The sequence below is a fragment of the Pseudomonadota bacterium genome (assembly GCA_034189865.1).
In the GTDB taxonomy this organism is placed as follows: Bacteria; Pseudomonadota; Gammaproteobacteria; order UBA5335; family UBA5335; genus JAXHTV01.
The window spans coordinates 1-19,192 of sequence record JAXHTV010000006.1 but is presented as its reverse complement, the minus strand read 5'-3'; the positions used below and the strand labels follow the sequence as shown (position 1 = coordinate 19,192).

21 protein-coding genes are annotated in these 19,192 nt (G+C 59.4%); 4 read left to right on the top strand and 17 right to left on the bottom strand.

What is annotated here, in order from left to right:
• Positions 1–5: 5 nt before the first annotated feature.
• From hemC to SVU69_04560, 3 genes are all read right to left on the bottom strand, one after another.
• Positions 6–947 (bottom strand): hydroxymethylbilane synthase, encoded by a 942-nt coding sequence (gene hemC, locus SVU69_04570; protein MDY6942268.1) that lies wholly within the window; start codon positions 945–947, stop codon positions 6–8.
• A 76-nt stretch (positions 948–1,023) separates the two neighbouring features.
• Positions 1,024–1,764, bottom strand: a complete 741-nt coding sequence (locus tag SVU69_04565; GenBank protein ID MDY6942267.1) for a LytTR family DNA-binding domain-containing protein — start codon at positions 1,762–1,764, stop codon at positions 1,024–1,026.
• Between the two features lie 3 nt (positions 1,765–1,767).
• Positions 1,768–2,844, bottom strand: coding sequence for a histidine kinase (locus SVU69_04560; GenBank protein MDY6942266.1), 1,077 nt, complete (start codon positions 2,842–2,844; stop codon positions 1,768–1,770).
• Between the two features lie 147 nt (positions 2,845–2,991).
• Between SVU69_04560 and argH the strand changes: the two genes are divergently transcribed.
• The 3 genes from argH (at position 2,992) to SVU69_04545 (ending at position 5,670) form a co-directional block, all read left to right on the top strand.
• On the top strand, positions 2,992–4,383 hold the full coding sequence (argH, locus tag SVU69_04555) for an argininosuccinate lyase (GenBank protein ID MDY6942265.1): 1,392 nt from the start codon (positions 2,992–2,994) through the stop codon (positions 4,381–4,383).
• A 118-nt stretch (positions 4,384–4,501) separates the two neighbouring features.
• On the top strand, positions 4,502–5,065 hold the full coding sequence (locus tag SVU69_04550; protein MDY6942264.1) for an outer membrane beta-barrel protein: 564 nt from the start codon (positions 4,502–4,504) through the stop codon (positions 5,063–5,065).
• A 38-nt stretch (positions 5,066–5,103) separates the two neighbouring features.
• On the top strand, positions 5,104–5,670 hold the full coding sequence (locus tag SVU69_04545; GenBank protein MDY6942263.1) for a nicotinamidase: 567 nt from the start codon (positions 5,104–5,106) through the stop codon (positions 5,668–5,670).
• A 78-nt stretch (positions 5,671–5,748) separates the two neighbouring features.
• On the opposite strand, the gene SVU69_04540 is transcribed toward SVU69_04545, so the two are convergent.
• From SVU69_04540 to speA, 7 genes are all read right to left on the bottom strand, one after another.
• Positions 5,749–6,429 (bottom strand): dienelactone hydrolase family protein, encoded by a 681-nt coding sequence (locus SVU69_04540; protein MDY6942262.1) that lies wholly within the window; start codon positions 6,427–6,429, stop codon positions 5,749–5,751.
• 20 nt (positions 6,430–6,449) lie between these two features.
• Entirely contained in the window at positions 6,450–7,094 is a 645-nt protein-coding gene (locus SVU69_04535; GenBank protein ID MDY6942261.1) for an ABC-type transport auxiliary lipoprotein family protein, read from the bottom strand.
• Positions 7,091–8,008, bottom strand: coding sequence for an MlaD family protein (locus SVU69_04530; GenBank protein ID MDY6942260.1), 918 nt, complete (start codon positions 8,006–8,008; stop codon positions 7,091–7,093). Before SVU69_04530 ends, SVU69_04535 begins: the two co-directional genes overlap by 4 nt.
• A 7-nt stretch (positions 8,009–8,015) precedes the next feature.
• Positions 8,016–8,786, bottom strand: a complete 771-nt coding sequence (locus SVU69_04525; protein ID MDY6942259.1) for an ATP-binding cassette domain-containing protein — start codon at positions 8,784–8,786, stop codon at positions 8,016–8,018.
• Complete coding sequence (locus SVU69_04520; GenBank protein MDY6942258.1) at positions 8,779–9,918, bottom strand: ABC transporter permease; 1,140 nt, start codon at positions 9,916–9,918, stop codon at positions 8,779–8,781. The genes SVU69_04525 and SVU69_04520 overlap by 8 nt, the downstream gene beginning before the upstream one ends.
• Positions 9,919–10,112: 194 nt before the next feature.
• A complete protein-coding gene (locus SVU69_04515; protein MDY6942257.1) occupies positions 10,113–10,979 on the bottom strand; it encodes an NAD(P)-dependent oxidoreductase in 867 nt (288 codons plus the stop codon).
• 14 nt (positions 10,980–10,993) lie between these two features.
• Entirely contained in the window at positions 10,994–12,883 is a 1,890-nt protein-coding gene (gene speA, locus SVU69_04510) for a biosynthetic arginine decarboxylase (GenBank protein ID MDY6942256.1), read from the bottom strand.
• A gap of 142 nt (positions 12,884–13,025) precedes the next feature.
• Between speA and speE the strand changes: the two genes are divergently transcribed.
• Positions 13,026–13,886 (top strand): polyamine aminopropyltransferase, encoded by an 861-nt coding sequence (gene speE / locus SVU69_04505; GenBank protein ID MDY6942255.1) that lies wholly within the window; start codon positions 13,026–13,028, stop codon positions 13,884–13,886.
• Positions 13,887–13,900: 14 nt separating this feature from the next.
• Here speE and SVU69_04500 read toward each other — a convergent pair whose 3' ends face one another.
• The 7 genes from SVU69_04500 to SVU69_04470 form a co-directional block, all read right to left on the bottom strand.
• Complete coding sequence (locus SVU69_04500; protein ID MDY6942254.1) at positions 13,901–14,317, bottom strand: DUF4124 domain-containing protein; 417 nt, start codon at positions 14,315–14,317, stop codon at positions 13,901–13,903.
• Positions 14,318–14,359: 42 nt separating this feature from the next.
• Positions 14,360–15,175 carry an iron export ABC transporter permease subunit FetB gene (gene fetB, locus SVU69_04495; protein ID MDY6942253.1) on the bottom strand — a complete coding sequence of 272 codons (816 nt, stop codon included), beginning with the start codon at positions 15,173–15,175 and terminating at the stop codon, positions 14,360–14,362.
• A complete protein-coding gene (locus SVU69_04490; GenBank protein ID MDY6942252.1) occupies positions 15,172–15,765 on the bottom strand; it encodes an ATP-binding cassette domain-containing protein in 594 nt (197 codons plus the stop codon). Before SVU69_04490 ends, fetB begins: the two co-directional genes overlap by 4 nt.
• Before the next feature lie 170 nt (positions 15,766–15,935).
• Positions 15,936–17,243, bottom strand: coding sequence for an ammonium transporter (locus SVU69_04485; GenBank protein MDY6942251.1), 1,308 nt, complete (start codon positions 17,241–17,243; stop codon positions 15,936–15,938).
• 50 nt (positions 17,244–17,293) lie between these two features.
• A complete protein-coding gene (gene glnK, locus SVU69_04480) occupies positions 17,294–17,632 on the bottom strand; it encodes a P-II family nitrogen regulator (GenBank protein MDY6942250.1) in 339 nt (112 codons plus the stop codon).
• Positions 17,633–17,772: 140 nt separating this feature from the next.
• Positions 17,773–19,026, bottom strand: coding sequence for an ammonium transporter (locus tag SVU69_04475; GenBank protein ID MDY6942249.1), 1,254 nt, complete (start codon positions 19,024–19,026; stop codon positions 17,773–17,775).
• Between the two features lie 62 nt (positions 19,027–19,088).
• Positions 19,089–19,192, bottom strand: a 104-nt coding sequence (locus tag SVU69_04470; GenBank protein ID MDY6942248.1) for a P-II family nitrogen regulator, incomplete at its 5' end; no start/stop codon positions are given.

Genomic DNA, 19,192 nt, shown 5'->3' with positions numbered 1-19,192 from the left:
TTCCCTCAGGGCGATGGGTGAGTGTCATCGAGCTCCGCCAAAATGCGGCCCGCGCCTTGATCCAGCAATCGCTCGGCCAGTGTGACACCAATGCGCTTGGCCTCCGCTTTGGGGCCGGTTAACTCGCCCTGGATAAGTTCGCTGCCGTCAGGGCGTGCCACTAAGCCGCGGAGGGTGACGGTCTCTCCTTGCACCACGGCATGGCCGGCCATCGGTACTTGGCAACCGCCTTCCAGGCGTGCGCTGAATGCCCGTTCGGCGGCGATGCGGATGTTGGCATTCGTATCCTGAAGCGGCGCCAGGCATTGATGGATGTGTTCATCGTCAATTCGACATTCGATGGCGAGAACACCCTGTCCCACGGCCGGCAGGCAGACATCCGGTTCAATGGCGCTGCGGATGCGCTCGGCCAGACCCAATCGCCGCAGGCCGGCGGCGGCCAGCACAATGGCATCGAAATCGCCGGCATCGAGTTTCGACAGGCGCGTCCCCACGTTACCGCGCAGAAAACCCACTTTCAGGTCCGGTCGATGATGTAAGAGCTGGCTTTGGCGCCGGAGGCTGGAGGTGCCCAAACGGGCGCCTTGTGGCAGATCGTTCAGGGTCGGATAGTCGTTGCACACAAAGGCATCGCGCGGGTCTCCCGCGGCGGGCACCGCGCCGATATGGAGCCCCTCCGGGAGATCCGCGGGGATATCTTTCATGGAGTGCACCGCAATATCGGCTTTGTCGCTTAGCAGGGCCAGTTCGAGTTCCTTGGTGAACAGGCCCTTGCCGCCGATCTTGGCCAGCGGTACGTCGAGGATTTTGTCGCCCTGGGTCTTGAAGGGGACGATCTCGACGGTCAGCTCGGGGTGGTGTTGTTTTAAACGGTCCCGAATATGCTCGGATTGCCACAATGCCAGTTGACTGCTGCGGGTTGCGATGCGCAAAGACCGGGTTCTCATACAGGACTCGTAGGATGACCAAATCTGGCCATCCTACGAGTCGACCCAGCGCATCGCAATCCCAGCGCCGGACGGATCAACCGGCTTGCTGTTTCAACAAGCGTCGAATTCCGGGTAGGTGCCGGCGAGACACCGCTACCAATTCGTCACAACCGCGCAGCGAGAGATCGCAGCCGGCGGCGCCGCGTCGCTGCAGGCCGGCGATGTAATCTTTGGCCACCAGGGCGTTTCTGTGGATTCGGACGAATCGGTCGCCAAACTCCGATTCCAGTTGTTTGAGGGATTCTTCCAGTAGCACTTCACCGTTTACGTAGCGCACGGTGACGTATTTCTGGTCCGCCTTGAAATAAATCACTTCGTCCAAGGGAATTAGCTCCAATCCCCCGCGAACCCGGGCACAGAGGTGGCTGCGCTCGCTCTCCCGGGAGTGTGGCGCGCTGACTTGGTTGAGTTGGGCGCGGGTCACGCGGGATGCCGATTGCAGTGCATCTTGCAGCCGTTGTTTGCGGACCGGTTTGAGCAAATAGCCGACCGCTTGGGCGCCGAAGGCTTCCAACGCGTGGTCTTCATAAGCGGTGGTAAAGATGACGGCGGGTGGCTCGTCGAGCAGTGCGATGTTCCGCGCCGTTTCCAGCCCGTCCATCCCTGGCATTCGGATGTCCAGCAGAACGACGTCCGGATCGCACTGCACCATGGCTGACAACGCTCGCTCTCCGCAGTCCGCTTCGGCCACGACGCTGTAATCTTCCAGGCTATCTAGGATTTGCTTGATGCGTTCGCGAGCCGGTTGCTCGTCGTCAACGATCATGATTCGCATAAATCAGGCTCCCTGGTCTGTCACCGTGTTATCGGCACGCAGGTAGGGAAACCGCAGCCATACTCGGTATTCATCGTCCTCTTCCTCCAGCGTGAGGCGCGCTTTGTCGCCATAGGCCAGTGCCAAACGCTGACGGGTGTTGTCCACGGCAATCCGGTGACCCTGTCGTTGGGGGTGCCGGCGGTTGGGAATGGGATTGCTGATCCATAATGTGATGATCTCATCTCGGATCTCGCCGCCGAGCCGGACCACGCCGCCTCGGGGCAGGTTTTCAATACCGTGATAAATCGCGTTTTCCAGCAGGGGCTGAAGACCCAGCAGGGGCACCAATGCATCGAGGGGAACGCCGGCGAAGTCCCAGTAGATCTCGAGCCGATCGCCGAGGCGCAGCGCCTCCATCCGCGCATAGCGCCGGCAGATTTCAAGCTCCTCGCTGAGTGGCACCAGGGTTTTGCGCTTCCCCAAGCTGACTCGAAACAGATCAGCCATGTCTTCCAGGGCCTCTTCAGCCACCTCGGGCTGACTTCGGATCAGGGACGTGATGGTGTTGATGCTGTTGAACAGGAAATGAGGGCGGATCCGTGCTTGTAAGGCCTGGATCCGCAGCTCGGCTTCGTTTTGGACGTTGCGCCACCATTGATGTTGAACGTACAAGTATCGAAGCGCCAACGCATAGACGATGGCGCCGATGGCTGTGGTTCGTCCGACAAAACCGATATGTTCAGCGTCGGCGGCAGCCCAAAGGCCACGTTCGAGTTGGCTCAGGCCCTGATAGGCGATCTCGCTGACCAGGGCGCAAACGCTCACCAGCACGGCGAAGGTGAAGCTCACCGCCAGTACCCGTGTCAGACGTTGCAGCCAGGGGCGGATGGTACACAGCAGCCCGGTGCCGGACAGCGAAATCCATTGCGCGAACAAGGACGTGAAACTCAGTCGGGACCAGAATTCGCCGTCGCCGCCGGCGAGGGTGAGCACGAACGCCAACAATTGAGTGCTCACGACAATGGCGAACACTGCACGGACGTTACATAAATCCGGCAGGAAAAAATCATCGTCGGATGACCGCGCGTGTCGGGACAATCCCCTCTCCTGTATTTCGTTGGAATTCTTTGCAGCACGCCCGAAAGGCGCGGCGCAGGCGGACCCGGTATAATCGTCGGCACATTCACGCGTTTCTGGATGGCAGGCGGCGTTCGCGCCGATGCCCAGGTGTTTCGAGGAAAATTCATGTCCGATCAAGCGTCCCCCGCCCCCAAGCCTTGGGGTGGTCGATTTACCGAAAGTACGGATGCGTTCGTTGAGGCGTTTACCGCCTCGGTGGCTTTTGATCGGCGGTTGTATGTTCAGGACATAGCGGGTTCGATCGCTCACGCCCGGATGTTGGCGCACGTGGGTGTCTTGTCTGCCCAGGAAAGCGAGCAGATTGTCGAAGGTCTAGAGACCATCCGTGGTGAGATCGAGGGAGGCGCATTTCAGTGGTCGGTGGCACTGGAAGATGTGCACATGAACATCGAGGCCCGACTGGTGCAGCTCATCGGTGATACCGGCAAGAAATTGCACACCGGCCGTTCGCGGAATGACCAGGTGGCGACCGATCTTCGCTTGTACGTGCGCGATGCCATTGACGCATTGCTTCGCGAACTCGATCGTTTGCGCTCGGCGCTGTTGGACCTTGCCGAGCGGGAAGCCGAAACGATCATGCCCGGCTTCACCCACCTGCAGGTGGCCCAGCCGGTGACCTTCGGCCATCACATGTTGGCTTGGCATGCCATGTTGAGCCGGGATCGGGCCCGCCTGCTTGATTGTCGCGCCCGAGTGAATGTGATGCCATTGGGTTCGGCCGCGTTGGCCGGTACCACCTATCCGATTGATCGCGAATACACTGCGCGTTTGCTCCAATTCGACGGGGTTGCTGAGAATTCGCTGGATGCGGTGAGTGATCGAGACTTTGCGATCGAGTTTGCCGCCCATGCGGCCCTTTTGATGACGCACCTGTCCCGTTGTTCGGAAGAGTTGGTGCTTTGGTCCTCGGCCCAATTCGGCTTTGTGGATATGCCTGATCGGTTCTGTACCGGTTCGAGCATCATGCCGCAGAAGAAGAATCCCGACGTTCCGGAGCTGGTTCGTGGCAAGACCGGGCGCGTGGTGGGGCATTTGATGAGCTTGTTGACCCTGATGAAGTCCCAACCGTTGGCTTACAACAAGGACAATCAGGAAGACAAAGAACCCATTTTCGATGTGGTGGATACGCTTGCGGGCTGCCTAAGGGCCTATGCCGACATGATTCCAGCGGTGACGGTGAATCGAGCCCGCTGCCGAACGGCCGCCCGAGCCGGATTTTCCACCGCCACGGATCTGGCCGACTATCTGGTGCGTAAGGGCCTGCCGTTTCGTGACGCCCACGAAGTGGTGGGCCGTTCGGTGGCCGCGGGCGTGGCGTCCGACAGGGATCTTTCCGAGATGAATCTCGATGAGCTCAAATCCTTCTCGCCGCTGATCGAACAGGATGTCTTTGCGGTGCTGACGCTGGAAGGTTCCGTTGCCGCTCGGGATCATATCGGCGGTACCGCGCCGAATCAGGTGCGCGCGGCTGTTGCCCGGGCACGGCGCGCCGAGTGAATTTCGTTGTCGAATCAGGGCCGTTGGCTGTTATGATCAGCAGGCGTGAGTGGGTCCGGGGTCGGCTGAGCATCCACCGGACTTTCCCCAACGGCTCAATATGTGTGGAGAAATATAAATGCAAAAACGTTGGCTTGCGATCGCTGCCTTAGGTGGTCTGGTGAGCATGCCCGCCTCGGCGGCGGAACTCGGTTATGACTACGTCGATGTCGACTACCGGTTCCTGAATGCGGACGACGACGACCTGGAAGGCTTCGGGCTGAATATCTCTCTCGGATTGACCGACAACATCATCGGTCGAATCCGCAATGCCTACACTGAAGGCGATGAAGTGGATATCGAAATCCTTGATCTGTCGGTAGGGGCCGGCTACCGATACGGCGCCTCTGAGCAATTGGATGTATTCGGTTTGGTCAACTGGGTGCGCCGCGAGTTCGACTTGTTCGTTGGGGATGATGCGGAAGACAACGGCTATAGTGTGATGGCCGGTGTGCGCTTCGGGCCGGTGGAGCGCTTGGAGCTGAATGCGGATGTGGAATATATCGATGTCCTCGATGACAGTGAGACGGTGCTTGGTTTGGGTGCGGTTCTCGGCGTATGGTCCCGCTTCCACGTTTTCGCGCGCGCGGAGTTGACCGACGATGTGGAGACGTACCGCCTGGGTGGTCGGATTGCGTTTTAAGCGTTCACATGACTCTGTCCACGAGGGAGAGGGCGCCGGTGAATCTTGAGTTAAAGCCCGGCGACGCGCTGCTCGTCGTTGATGTGCAGAACGACTTTTGCCCCGGGGGGCACTTGGAAGTTGCCGAGGGCGATCAGGTGGTGCCGGTCCTGAATCAGTGGCTGGCGGCGGCGATAAAAGCCGGTGCCATGGTGATCGCCTCACGGGATTGGCATCCCGTCGGGCACGTCAGTTTCCAGGCGCAAGGCGGTCCTTGGCCCGACCATTGCGTTCAGGATACCTGGGGTGCTGAGTTTCATCCCGATTTACAATTGCCCGATGGCGTGGTGATTGTGAGCAAAGGGACACGCTTCGATGAAGATGCCTATTCCGCCTTCCATAACACAGGATTGGGTTCGTACTTGAAACGCCAACGTGTCAAGCGCCTTTTTATCGGTGGTTTGGCACAAGATATTTGCGTTCGCGACACGGTCCTGTCGGCGCGGAAAGAAGGTTTCGAGGTGGTATTGCTGCGCGCGGCCACGCGGCCGGTGGACGCGGAGAAAGGAGCAGAGGCCTTACGCCAGATGGCCGCGGCCGGTGCCGAAATTCTCGACGATCTGTAGGGTCGGTTCAGGCGCGTCGTCGGACGCAGTCTCCCCGCTCTGCTTTAGGTTACACGCAAGATTCGCCGCTGCGTTCGTCTATTGGTCCGCCAAGTGTCGTTGCCAAAAGTCGAGGCAGCGTTTCCAAGCCAGTTCGCTGGCGGCCGCATCGTAAACATCTGAACGCTGCTCATTTACGAAAGCGTGCTGCGCGTCGTAGCGATAGATTTCAACCGGGGACTGGGTTTCGCGGCATGCGGCTTCGAACGCGTCAACCACCGAAGGGCTGCACCAATCGTCTTGATTGGCAAAATGGGCCTGTAATGGAACGCGGATGTCGCGGGGATGGGCCACCTGCTCCGGTGGAATGCCGTAAAAGCACACCGCTGCGCTGAGTTCCGGAATTCGAACTGCGCCGATAATGGTAATGGCTCCCCCCATGCAAAAGCCCGTCAGGCCGACTTTTTTGCCCTGATTTTTAAAGTATTGCGCAGCGCCTCGTACGTCCTGGTCGGTGGTGGCGACAAAATCCAACGACCGCATGGCTTTGGCGGCGGCCGACATGTCGTGGTAGGGAATCACGGTTCCGTGAAACAAATCCGGTGCAAGGGCGTGGAATCCGTCCGCGGCGAATCGATCACACAGGCCTTTGATCTGGTTTTGCAGTCCCCACCATTCCTGGATGACCACCAACCCCGGCGCGGCTGGATCGTTGGCTTTTGCCAGATAGCCTTTCGCTTGTTGGCCGTCAGGTCGCGAATACTCGATGATTTCTCCCATGGTGATTCCTCCTCCGTGATTTACGGTTCGCCCACGCGTGGATCGTGGGGCGATACGGACGAAACGGATGCGCTCGCCCACTGGGCGATTTGCTCGACTGCGCCGTGGGCGGCATTGGCCAATGCCTGGACACCGCCCGGTCCGTCGGGAGTGGGACAGGCAACGGTTTCTTGCACCGTCGACTGGGCGATGCGCTCGCGCGTACGGGCGTTGGTTAAAGTGGCGTGAACACGAATCCGTCCCTCCGCTGATGCCGGCGTGACGAAAACCTGTTCGAACTGCTCAAGGCGCAATTCCAAGCGATAAATGGTCTGCCGACCCCCGGTTGGGCTGTACCCGGGCTCGGCATTGTGCAGGCGCTGTTTTAGCCGCTCCGATACCAGCTCCACCGGCGCTGCGATCCAGTGCGTGTCGTTGTAATACTTCAGTTCGGTGGCGTCCAGGTAGGGCATGCGGTAAGGCACGGCCGTGCTGTTCAGCCACGACGGCGCCTGCGCCGAGACCACCACAGTCACGGCGGGCATGGTCAGCGGCGAGGCGTTCAACTGTTCGCCGAGATCGTGGGTCAAGGGTGGGGGAAGTCGCTCAGGCACGACTGTACAACCGCTGAGCCACACCGCCGCGGTGAGGGCAACGATAGCCAGGTTCGAGAAACGTAAGATCATGGAGAGTCTCCGTAACCTGCTTCGCCAGGTGCGGGGGCTCGCCGCTGCCGCCCATAGACGATGCTGGAAGGGTCGCTTTGTAATTCTTGGCTTAGCCGTTCGATGTTCCGGGCGGCATTTTCGAGATCGAGCAAGGTTTCGTTGATCTGGGGAATGGTGGTGATGAGGAACTCTTCACCAGCCGTTTCGGCGATCTCGCCGACGGCGGCGGCCCGTGCCGTGACTTCCCGCAGTTGTTCGGTGGCCTCACCGATTCGCTGGATGGCCGCTTGGGCGCTCTGAATCGTTGCACCGCTGTCTTCACCCAGCTTCGGCAAGATTTCCAGGAACGGGGACATCCCGTCCGCCATGGCGGAGAGATGTTGGGTCATGTTCTCCACATTCGCCATAATGGCACTGAAACGGGCCTGGTTCTCTTCATTCAAAACTTCGTTGAGGTTCTGAACCAGGTCTTGGACCCGCTTGAGCAGTTCTTCGCCCGACTCGCCGATGGATTCGATCAGCGAGGGCTTCATGGGGATGCGGGCCAAGTTGGCTTCGGTCGACACCAGCCGCTCCGCATCCACCGGGCCCTCGTCAGCCAATTCCACTTGCGCCAGGCCGGTAATGCCCTGATAGCGTAAGGTGGCATAGGTATTGGCGGTGATCGGGACGGTGGGGTTGATTTCAATACGAATCAAAATATCTCGACTTTGATCATTTGCGAACACCACCGACGTCACTTGGCCGACTTCCACGCCACGATATTGCACGGTGGAATAGGGTGACAAGCCGGCCACCGAGCCTTGTGAGACGACCAGGTAGGCGATGCGATCCTCGCCCCGCTGACCGATCCAGAAACCACCCACCATCAACGCCAGGCCCAGCGCGACCACGAACAGGCCGGTCATTAAGGCGAACGCGCGATTCTCCATTGCTTGTTTAACTCCTCAAACCGATCGTACGCCGGCCACGCCTGCCGTGAAAATAGCTTTGAATGAACGCGTGATCCACCCGAACGACTTCTTCGAGCGGTCCGATGGCCACGAGTCGTCGATCCGCCAGGACGGCAATCCGGTCGCACAGATCCTTTAACGTATCCAGGTCGTGCGTAACTAGAGCCACCGTCAGACCCAATTCGCGCCGGAGGTCATCGATGAGCTTGACGAACAACTCGCTGGTGACCGGATCCAGGCCGGAGGTGGGTTCGTCAAGAAGCAGCAGTTCCGGCTCCAGCGCCAGGGCGCGGGCCAGGGCGACCCGCTTGATCATGCCCCCCGATAAGGCGGCGGGCAGTTTAGGGCCGTCTTTGGTGGACAGTCCCACCAACTCCAGTTTTAGGTTGACCAGGCGGCATATTAGGCCCTCGTCCAGCTGTTTCAGCTCCCGCAGTGGCAGGGCGATGTTGTCGAAAACGCTCAAGGCGCTGAACAAGGCGCCGTGTTGGAAGAGTACACCCCACCGTCGTCTGAGGGCTTCCTGGGTTTTGCGGCTGGCACCGCCCAATTCGTGACCGAACACCCGGACTTCGCCGGCGCTGGGAGTGAGCAGTCCGATCATCTCCCGGAGCAAGGTGGTTTTTCCGGAACCGGATCCGCCCACCAGCCCTAAAACCTCGCCTCGCAGCAGATCCAAACTGATTCCGTCGTGGATCAGATGCCGGCCGAACCGGGTCGTGATGTCCTTCAGTTGAATGACGGCTTCGCTAGTCATACCAACCCACGTCGCGCAGGGCCACGGCGAACACCGCATCGGCCAGAATTACCATGGTGATGGCGGTAACCACCGCGTTAGTGGTCTCGCGGCCTAAACTTTCCGTGTTCGGTTGTATCCGCAGCCCGAAGTAGCAGGCCACCAACGCGATCAACATGCCGAAGACGGCCGCCTTGCCGATCCCCAGCCAGTAGGTGCCGACCGGAACGGCAGCCGGTAGGTTGAGCAGAAACTGTCCGAACTTAATGTCCAGCTCCGACTGGGCGACCAGCATACCGCCGAAGATGGCGGCGGCATTGGTCCAAAGCACCAGCAGCGGCATCGCGATGGCCAGTGCAATGACCTTGGGCAGGACAATCCGCAAGCTGGTGGATATTCCCATGGCCTGCAGTGCATCCAGTTCTTGGGTCAGCCGCATGACGCCCAATTCCGCCGTCATGGCCGAGCCCGATCGGCCGGCGATTAAAATAGCCGCGAGCAAGGGGCCCAGCTCCCGGGTAACGGCCAATCCCATCAGGTCGACGATGAATGCCTCTCCTCCCAACAGGCGAAGCTGCAAGGCCGATAGATAACTGATGACGATGCCGATCAGCAGCCCCACCAGCCCGGTGATGGACAGCGCACGGCCTCCGGTTTTGTAAATAGTGGCGGAGATCTCGCGCCAGGGAACCCGGTGCGGCCGAGTGATCAGGAACAGGAGATCCAAGACGATCTGACCGACCAGGAAGGTGACATCCCGCGCGTGCCCTGATCCTCGCCACAAGAGATCACCGATTCCGGCAATAAAATCCAACGGGTTTTGCCGCGCCGGTTTCGGCGCGCGTTCGGTCAGGCCGGTCAATCGGGCGAACAATGGTTTCTGGTCGGGCCGCACCACGAGCTGCGAAGGTTCGGTGTCGCCCCACGTTTGCCAAAGCAACAGTGCGCCGGCGCTATCCAGGGTGGTGATGGCCGTCAAATCCCAAGTGAGTGACGCAGGGGATTCCAGTTGTCCGAGTCGCCCCCGCATCTCTTCGAGCCTGGGGCCCAGTTCACGGAGAATCCACGGTCCACCGACGTTCACGACCCGACCCCGCTGGGGGTCCGTGACCAGTCTGATCGAGGGGCGTGCTGAATCGTGTTGCTCCGCCATCACCGCGTATTCCTGTTGTTCGTCAAGCCGGCCGCCCGGATCGTGCAGCATCGAACAGACGCTGAATCACGGCGGGCCGGCGTTGGGATGCGCCGGGGGCGGCTGCTCAGCCTGGCGGCATCTCGCCTTTGGCCGTAGATTCTCGCACATAGAGCAGGATTTCGGCGAAAGTTCCCGTACGGTCGGTGCGGTGGTCAGGACGAGAAGAGCGTGCGCTTGAGTAAATAAAGGGCCGAGATGTCTTGTTCGCCGTGGCCGGTGGCCATGAGTTCTTGGTAGTGCGCCCGCGTTGCATGAACAGTGGGTAGCTCGCCACCGGCTTGTGCGGCCATGGCTTCGCATATGGCCAAGTCTTTGTCGTGCAGCGCCAGTTTAAAGCCGGGTTCGAATCGGCCTTGAACCATGGTGGGGCCGCGATGGCTCAAAAACCAATTGCCGGCGGCACCGCCGCCGATCACGTCGATCAGGGCGTCCATCGGCAGGCCAAGGGCATCGCCAAAAGCCAGTGCTTCGGTGACCGCCTGGTTGATACCGGCCGCCATGACTTGGTTGACTGCTTTGGTGGCCTGGCCGTTCCCCACATCGCCCATGTGGACGATCCGCTGACCCATGACCTGGAGTACCGGCCGTGCACGCTCCAGCGTTTCTGGTGCGCCGCCGGCCATGATCGCCAAGGTTCCCAGACGGGCCCCTTCGGTACCGCCGGAGACCGGGCAGTCGAGAAAATCGGCTCCTCGCGCGCGAACGCGCTTGGCCGCATCAATGGCGGTTGATCGGGCGACCGTGGAGCAGTCGATAATGATGTGGTTCTTACCCAAACCCGGCGTCAGCGCATCAACGACGGACAATACGTCGGAATCGGCCGAGACACACAGTACGATCGCCTCGCAGTCGGATGTGAGGTCCACTGGCGAGGCGGCCAGTCGGCAGCCGGTCTCTTCCGCTAACGCCGCGGCTTTATCCCGGCTGCGGTTCCAGATTGCGGTCAGCAAGCCGGCGTGGCTCAAGTTTCGCGCCATGGGCAGGCCCATAGCCCCCAAACCGATGAATCCCGTACGCATCGCTGGATCTTCCGTTAGCGTTTTAGATAGGTGTAGCCGTACAGTCCGGCCGTCAGTTCGGCCAGAAATCGCTCGCCCTCCTCCGGCTTGAGGCCGGCTCGGGCCACTTTTTCCCGATAGCTCACCATGAGCTGATTCGGTTCAAAGTGGACGTAGGCCAAGAGCTGGTCGGCGGTATCGCCGCGCTCCGGCTGCCGCAGGGTATATCCGCCGTCGGGGGTCAGCTGGACGTTCACCGCGTCGGTATCGCCGAACAGATTGTGAATATCTCCCAGGATCTCCTGGTAGGCGCCCACCATGAAGAACCCGATCAAATACGGTTCATCGCCCTCGGGAAGGTGCAACGGTAAGGTGCCTGTGACGCCGTCTTGTTCAACATACAGATTGATGCAGCCGTCGGAGTCGCAAGTCAGGTCTTGGATGATGCCGCGATGGGTGGGACGCTGGTCCAGCCGCTGCAGCGGAACGATGGGAAAAATCTGCTTGATCGCCCACACGTCCGGCAGTGATTGAAAGACCGAAAAATTACAAAAGTACTTGGCCGCCAGTCGATCATCCAGCTGTTCGAGAATATCCTGATGTGGTCGCTTGGTTGGGTTGAGTCGGCGCGGTAGCGCCAGACAGGTGGCGGTGTAGACACGTTCGGCGTAGGCTCGTTGCGCCAGGTTGATGACCCCGTGGGTGAACATGGTTCGCGCTTCGGTCAAACCGAAAATGGCGTCGTGATAAATTTCTACGGGTGATCGGCTATCGCGGTTTTCATAGTTGTCCCACAAATCGTGCAGGATGGGCGGATCATCCGCTTCCGGCGCACAGAGCGTCGCGGTCTCCGCTTCCGGGAGCTCGACTTCCATGACCTGGGTGATGAGTACGGCGTGGTGCGCCGTCATGGCACGGCCGGCCTCGGTGATGATGTGAGGTTCCGGCAGGTCGTGAGTGACGCAGGTTTCTTTCAGGGCGTGAACCACCGCATGGGCATACTCGTTAACGCTGTAGTTGATGGAGCAAAAACTGCGCGATTTGGTGCCTTCGTAATCCACCCCCAGCCCGCCGCCGACGTCCACGAAGGCGATGGACACGCCCAACTCGTGCAGGGAGGTAAAATACCGCGCCGCTTCAGTCAAACCGCCGCGGATATCCCGAACATTGGAGATTTGGGAACCCATATGAAAGTGCAGCAGCTCAAGGCAAGTCTTCATTCCGGCGGAGGTTAACTTCTCCACCGCCTGCATCAGTTGGGTCGATGACAGCCCGAACTTGGACTTCTCTCCCCCCGTGTTTTGCCATTTTCCGGCACCCAGGCTGGCCAGGCGCACCCGGACGCCCAAAGACGGATCGATACCAAGCGCGCGGGATTCCTCAATGACCAAGTCGATTTCATTGAGTTTCTCCAGCACGATGAAAACACGGTGTCCCAGGCGCTTTGCCATCAGGGCACGGCGGATGTATTCCCGGTCTTTGTAGCCATTGCAAATGATCAAGCCATTCCGGGGGGCGAGCCCGAGCAGGGCCATCAGCTCTGGTTTGCTGCCCGCTTCCAAGCCCACGTTGCCCTCTTTGTGGGCGAGAATTTCCTCGACCACCGCCCGTTGCTGATTCACCTTGATCGGATACACTGCGGTGTATTGGCCCGCGTATTCGTGAGATTGCATGGCGCGATCGAACGCACCGAGCAGGCTGTCGATCCGATCGTGCAGAATGTTGGTGAAACGGACCAGAACGGGGAGGTTGAGTCCGGCCTGGGTCAAGTCGGACGCCAAAGCGGGCAGATTGATCACACCACGCGCCGGGTCGCGATGAGGCTTGACCACAACATGGCCCTCGGGCGAGGTGTCAAAGTAGCCGTCGCTCCAGTCGGGGACGTTGTATAGGCTGCGTGCGTCGTCGGTTGTCCAGTCGCTCATGCGATCGTCCAGATTAGTGGGTTCGGGGCACAGGGTAAGGGAAGGCCAGGGAAAAAAGAATACGACAATCCGGCCCGGTTCTGTTGGCTGCCAATGTCATGGCGGCCCGCTATAATTCGTCATTTTCGTGGTGGAGTAAATCATGGCGCTGGAAGGCAGGTGGTTTAGCGAGGTTGATGGTCGCGGCGGGAGTGCATTTTCGCTGAGCGTAACGGAAAAATTGCACGAAGAACGCAGCGAATTTCAGCTCATCGAAATTTACCAAACCGAGACATTCGGCCGGCTGATGGTCATTGACGGCTGTATTATGCTCTCCGAGCGCGACAACTTCCTGTACCACGAGATGATGACCCATCCCGCATTGTTCAGCCACAACGCGCCGCGCGAAGTTGCGATCATTGGCGGCGGGGATTGTGGCACGCTGCGGGAAGTGCTCCGACACGACGAAGTGGAGCACGCCATTCAGGTTGAAATCGACGAACGGGTGACACGGCTCTCAGAACAATATTTTCCGAGCCTGTGTGAAGCGAATGATGACCCCAGGGCCGAGCTCTATTTCGGCGATGGCATCGCCTGGATGTCGGAGCGTCCGGCCGGTAGTCTGGATTTGGTGATCATCGACAGCACCGATCCGGTCGGCCCGGCATTGGGCTTGTTTTCCGAAAGCTTTTATCAGGATGTGTATCGGGCACTCAGGCCCGGCGGGCTATTGGTTCAGCAGACCGAATCGCCCCTGTATCATTTGCCGATCATTCAAGGCGTGAGGGCCGGTCTTCGGCGGGCGGGATTCGCCGATATCCAACTGCTGAGCTACCCGCAGCCGGTCTATCCTTCGGGCTGGTGGACCGCGACTTTGGCCGGCCGGGATGGCCAGGTCACTTTTGCGCGGCAGGACGTGGCGCGATCTTGCCCGTTTGCGACCCAATACTACTCAGCCGACATCCATCAAGCCGCTTTGGCTGTTCCACCGTTTGTGGCCAATGCCTTTGCAGAGAGCGATTGAGCAAAACCGGATTTTTAGTCGGCGTCGCCGCAAGCTTTGCGGGCTAGCATCCGAACCTTCTCCACTTCGGCCTGGTATTGCTCATCGCTGAGGATCTGTGTTTCGCCGTCCGGGTCTTCCCGGTAGAGATAACTGGCGCGCTCGTATTTCGCGAGTGTCGTCCGGGCCTTGTCGCATTGCGCGGCCGAATCGGCCTGACTTGGTGCGGTATTTTCCAAAGATTCGACCGAATCCTCAGCCGTATCCTCGGCTGGATCGGTGGGGTTTTTTGAGTAGTCGATTTGAGTCTTCTCGGCACCGGGCCTGATCGCCCGGTCGCTATAGGCCGGCGTACCGTCTTCACCGGTCCAGCGATACACTTCGCCCAGCGCCGGCGTTGCGATCAGTAGCAATCCGAGTAACCAGACGGGCATTGGCCGTGTTGTGTTCATGTTCTCGCTCCTGCTGCAATGCATCGGGAAGCGGTGATGGGTCTATTTCGCCCCCGAGGACGATGGTAGCCTCAGCCGCTCCAGCCGCAACCGGTCGCGCTGATCGAACAGCCGCCGCACGCTGAGTTGTACCGAAACCAACGTCCCCAACCCGGAACCTCCGGCGATCAGAAACATAATGAGAATCTGATACTTCACGGCTTCTTCGGGTGGTGCGCCGGCCAAGATCTGCCCCGTCATCATGCCGGGCAAGCTGACGATGCCGGCAACCGCCATGGCGTTGATGATGGGGATCAAACCGCTCCTGATGCTATATCGTCGGATTTCCGCCAAAGCTTGAGAGCCGGTTTGACCCAGCATTAGGCGTTGCTCGATGGTTTCGCGCTGATCCCAGCAGGATTGCGTCACCCGATCCAGTGCCAAAGAGATTCCGTTCATGGTGTTGCCCAGAATCATTCCCAGCAGCGGAATCGCGTACTGTGGGTGATACCACGGTGTCGCCGAAACGGGCACCAGCAGAGCAAAGATGGTGAGCGTGAAAGAAGAGGCGAACATGGACGCGGTGCCCATGCCGTACCCCCAAACGCCGCGAAACGGGCGGGTTTGCCGCTGCATCACCTCGTAACCGGCGACCGCCAGCATCACCAACGACACGGCACCCACGAGCCAGAGACTCACGTAGCTGAAAAGGGCTTTCAGCACCAAGCCAACGAGAAGGAGCTGCGCGATCATGCGTCCGGCCGCCACCAATAGTTCTCGCGCCACTCTCAGCTGTAGCGACACGCTCAGTAGGGCCAGGATGCCGATCAAGCTGGCGCTGATGGCCAGATCCCAGGCGGAGAGCTGGATCAAGTTCACGGAGCCACCTCCGCCAACTGCCCGTTATCAAGGCAGAGTTGACGATCGCTCACACGACGTCGTTGGGCCGGATCATGGCTGACCCACAACAGCGCCGAGGCGTGATCACGCCGATAATTTCCGAGCAACGCTTCCACCGCCTGAACATTTTTGCCGTCCAGATTGGCTGTGGGTTCATCAAGCAATAAGACACGCGGTCCAACGGCAAGTGATCGAAGCAAACCCAGGCGCTGGCGTTCGCCACTTGATAAGCGCTCGATGGGCCATGTGGCCACCGCGGGATCGAAACCCAGCGCCGCAGCTGCCGCCTGGTCGAACTCGGGAAAATGATCTCCGACATGGGGGTACCACCACTTGGGCTCGGAGGGCATCAACTGCACTTGGCGGCGCCAAGCCGTGGCCGAGAACTGCTGGGCCGGGACCCCATCCAGTCGCACTTCGCCACCGTGGGGATCTAAATCGGCGATGGCGCGGAGCAGCCGCGTTTTCCCCGCGCCCGACGGGCCAAACAGGGTCACGCACGTGCCGAATTCGATATGGAAGTCCACGGAAGATATTTGGTCGGTGCTCAGATGCCGAACTTCTAACACGTCTTAGCGGATCCGCAATTTAAGGTGAGATTGAGCTGGCGAGTTGCTGCACGATGCTCTCTGGTATCCAGGCGTGATATGCGTCCGGCGTTTTCCGTGTGTTATCACAACGGATTTCGGGTTCGCCGTCGGGGTTTCGGATGCAACCGAAACCCCGACGATACGGACACTTAGAGGTTGTAACCTCGTTCGTCGTGCAGCGCCAAGTCCAGGCCCTCGACCTCGGCCTCTTCGGGTACCCTGAGCCCTATGAGGGCGTCCACCAGCTTTAAGATGATCAGCGTTAGCACCGCGCCGTAGGCCACGGTGACAACCACGCCGATGGCTTGCTTGATCACTTGTGCGGACATGGTCACATCCTCCAGGCCCTCGCCTCCGAGATTCTCGGCGACAAAGACACCGGTGAGAATTGCACCGATTATACCGCCGATACCGTGAACGCCAAACGCGTCCAGCGAATCGTCGTAGCCCAAAACGGGCTTGAGCCGCGTGGTGACGAGGAAGCAACCGAATCCGGACAGCGCACCGATCGCCAATGCACCCATGGGGCCGACGAAACCGGCGGCAGGCGTGATGGCTACCAGGCCGGCGATGGCGCCCGATGCGATTCCCAGCGCGCTGGGCTTACCGTGCGCCTGCCATTCACCAAACATCCAGACCAACGCGGCGGCCGCAGTGGCCACTTGAGTGACCAGCATGGCCATGCCCGCTCCGCCGTCGGCCGCCAGTTGGCTGCCGGCATTGAACCCGAACCAGCCCACCCAAAGCATGCCGGTCCCGGTCAAGGTCAGGACCAGGCTGTGAGGTGGCATGCGGGTTGAGGGATAGCCTTGTCGTTTGCCGATTACCAAGGCCGCCACCAGCCCGGCCACACCGGCGTTAATGTGCACCACGGTACCACCGGCGAAATCCAGTACCCCCAGTTCGCCTAACCAGCCACCGCCCCAAACCCAATGAGCTACCGGCGCATAGACGACAATCACCCAGAGCGTGACGAAAAGCAGCAGAGCGGAGAATTTCATGCGCTCGGCAAAAGCGCCCACGATCAGTGCCGGGGTGATGATCGCGAAGGTCAGTTGAAAGGTGGAAAAAACCGTCTCTGGGATGGTTCCGTAAAGGGAATCAGCCGTTATGCCGCGCATGAACAGGTAGTCCAGGCCGCCGATCACGCTGTTGTAGGCGCCGCCATCGGCAAACGCCAGGCTGTATAGGCACAGCACCCACAATATGGTGACCAAGCACGTAATGGCGAAACATTGCATCAGCACGGACAGCGCATTTTTGGTTCGAACCATACCGGCATAGAACAACGACAAACCCGGGATGGTCATGAACAAAACCAAGGCCGTGGCGACCAGCATCCATGCGGTGTCTCCGGCATTGAGTTCTGTGCTCTCAGCGCCCCAGGCCAACGGCGCCGCGATCAAGCCGATGATGGCCGGGCTTCCATGCCTCATCCAACGCGGAAAACCATTCATCCCATTTGTCTCCTTACATTCGTATTCTTCTTCGGTGGTGTCTTCGCGTTTTAGATGGCATCGCCATTCATTTCCCCAGTGCGAATCCGGACGACCTGTTCCAGCGTGGTGACAAAAATCTTACCGTCCCCAATCTTGCCGGTGTTGGCCGCCTTGGTGATGGTGTCAACGACCTGCTCCACCAGATCATCGGTGATGGCGACTTCCAGTTTGGCCTTGGGTAGAAAATCCACCACATATTCCGCGCCGCGATAGAGCTCGGTGTGTCCTTTCTGGCGGCCGAATCCTTTGACTTCGGTCACCGTCATTCCTTGAATACCAATGTCTGATAGCGCAGCACGTACGTCGTCAAGCCGAAACGGTTTGATGATGGCAGTAACCATTTTCATCGAGAGTCCTCCTGGTTGGCGTTTCTTTTGGGCACACCGTTTATTCTTGGCCCCGGCAGATTATGGGTCGGAAGTGGGGCCATGTAAAAAAAAGCGGGCACCGAAAGGTGCCCGCCTTGGGGTTGCTGGTAGGGGTTGTACTATTTTTGCGGGCCGAATTCGGGATAGGCTTCCAGACCGCACTCGGTATAGTCCACGCCCTTGTATTCCTCTTCTTCCGACACGCGGATGCCGACCAGCACCTTGATGACGGACCAGACAACGAAGCTGGCCGCGAAGACCCAAGCGAAGATCACGGCGGTACCCAACAATTGAGCACCGTAGGTGGCATCGTTATTGGTCAGCGGGACTGCCAGCAGCCCCCAAATACCCACCACCCCGTGGACCGAGATGGCACCCACCGGGTCATCGATTTTGGCCTTGTCCAAGGCGACAATGGCGTTGACGACGATAATGCCGCCGATGGCACCGATCACGGTTGCCCATCCGGCCGTTGGCGTCAGAGGTTCGGCGGTGATGGCGACCAAGCCGGCTAAAGCACCGTTCAGCGCCATGGTCAGATCCGCCTTGCCAAAAAGAATTTTGGACATAATCAAGGCCGCGACAGCACCGCCCGCGGCGGCGGCATTGGTGTTGACGAAGATGTTGGCGACCGCGTTACTATTTTCGAAATTACTTAGGCTTAGCTTTGAACCACCATTGAATCCGAACCAACCGAACCAGAGAATAAACGTGCCCAGGGTCGCCAATGGCAGGTTGGCGCCGGGGATGGCATTGATCTCGCCGGACTTGCCGTATTTTCCCAGGCGGGGGCCGAGCAGTAGAACACCGGCCAGGGCTGCGGTGGCGCCGGCCAAGTGTACGACACCGGAACCGGCAAAGTCTGCGAAACCAGCTTTGAACAGGAAGCCTTCGCCCCAATGCCAATAGCCTTGCACGGGATAGATGAAGCCGGTCATGACCACGGCAAAAGCCAGGAACGACCACAGCTTCATGCGTTCCGCAACGGCGCCCGAGACAATGGACATGGCCGTTGCAACGAAGACCACCTGAAAAAAGAAACTAGACATGTCAGAGTACGTAGGTGTGTTTTCGCCACCCGCAATGAGCGCTTCGATTGTGTTGTCTTCGACAACGAAGAAGCTAATGCCCGGCCACCAGGAACTGACGGCTCCACCCGGATACATGATGTTGTAGCCCACCACCAGATACATGATGCAGGCGATGGCATACAGAGCGACATTTTTGGTGAGAATCTCAGCGGTGTTTTTTGATCGAACCAAGCCGGCTTCCAGCATCGCGAAGCCTGCTGCCATCCACATCACCAATGCGCCGGACAATAATAAATAGAAGGTGTCGAGCGCGTAGCTCAGTTCCGCAAGTTGTTGTTCCACTTTTTACCTCCACAAAGCAAGCGGCATTTTTAAGGTGTTTTGGTATTCCAATTGAGCGAGGGTTAAAGGGCGTCGCCGCCGGTTTCCCCTGTACGGATGCGGATGGCTTGCTCGAGGTTGAACACGAAGATTTTTCCGTCCCCGATCTTGCCTGTCTTCGCCGCTT

Excerpts from the sequence above, each read along its gene's own strand:
- hemC (MDY6942268.1), bottom strand. The coding sequence starts at position 947 with ATGAGAACCCGGTCTTTGCGCATCGCAACCCGCAGCAGTCAACTGGCA.
- SVU69_04565 (MDY6942267.1), bottom strand. The coding sequence starts at position 1,764 with ATGCGAATCATGATCGTTGACGACGAGCAACCGGCTCGCGAACGCATC.
- argH (MDY6942265.1), top strand. The coding sequence starts at position 2,992 with ATGTCCGATCAAGCGTCCCCCGCCCCCAAGCCTTGGGGTGGTCGATTT.
- SVU69_04550 (MDY6942264.1), top strand. The coding sequence starts at position 4,502 with ATGCAAAAACGTTGGCTTGCGATCGCTGCCTTAGGTGGTCTGGTGAGC.
- SVU69_04540 (MDY6942262.1), bottom strand. The coding sequence starts at position 6,429 with ATGGGAGAAATCATCGAGTATTCGCGACCTGACGGCCAACAAGCGAAA.
- SVU69_04535 (MDY6942261.1), bottom strand. The coding sequence starts at position 7,094 with ATGATCTTACGTTTCTCGAACCTGGCTATCGTTGCCCTCACCGCGGCG.
- SVU69_04530 (MDY6942260.1), bottom strand. The coding sequence starts at position 8,008 with ATGGAGAATCGCGCGTTCGCCTTAATGACCGGCCTGTTCGTGGTCGCG.
- SVU69_04525 (MDY6942259.1), bottom strand. The coding sequence starts at position 8,786 with ATGACTAGCGAAGCCGTCATTCAACTGAAGGACATCACGACCCGGTTC.
- SVU69_04520 (MDY6942258.1), bottom strand. The coding sequence starts at position 9,918 with ATGGCGGAGCAACACGATTCAGCACGCCCCTCGATCAGACTGGTCACG.
- SVU69_04515 (MDY6942257.1), bottom strand. The coding sequence starts at position 10,979 with ATGCGTACGGGATTCATCGGTTTGGGGGCTATGGGCCTGCCCATGGCG.
- speA (MDY6942256.1), bottom strand. The coding sequence starts at position 12,883 with ATGAGCGACTGGACAACCGACGACGCACGCAGCCTATACAACGTCCCC.
- speE (MDY6942255.1), top strand. The coding sequence starts at position 13,026 with ATGGCGCTGGAAGGCAGGTGGTTTAGCGAGGTTGATGGTCGCGGCGGG.
- SVU69_04500 (MDY6942254.1), bottom strand. The coding sequence starts at position 14,317 with ATGAACACAACACGGCCAATGCCCGTCTGGTTACTCGGATTGCTACTG.
- SVU69_04485 (MDY6942251.1), bottom strand. The coding sequence starts at position 17,243 with ATGAATGGTTTTCCGCGTTGGATGAGGCATGGAAGCCCGGCCATCATC.
- glnK (MDY6942250.1), bottom strand. The coding sequence starts at position 17,632 with ATGAAAATGGTTACTGCCATCATCAAACCGTTTCGGCTTGACGACGTA.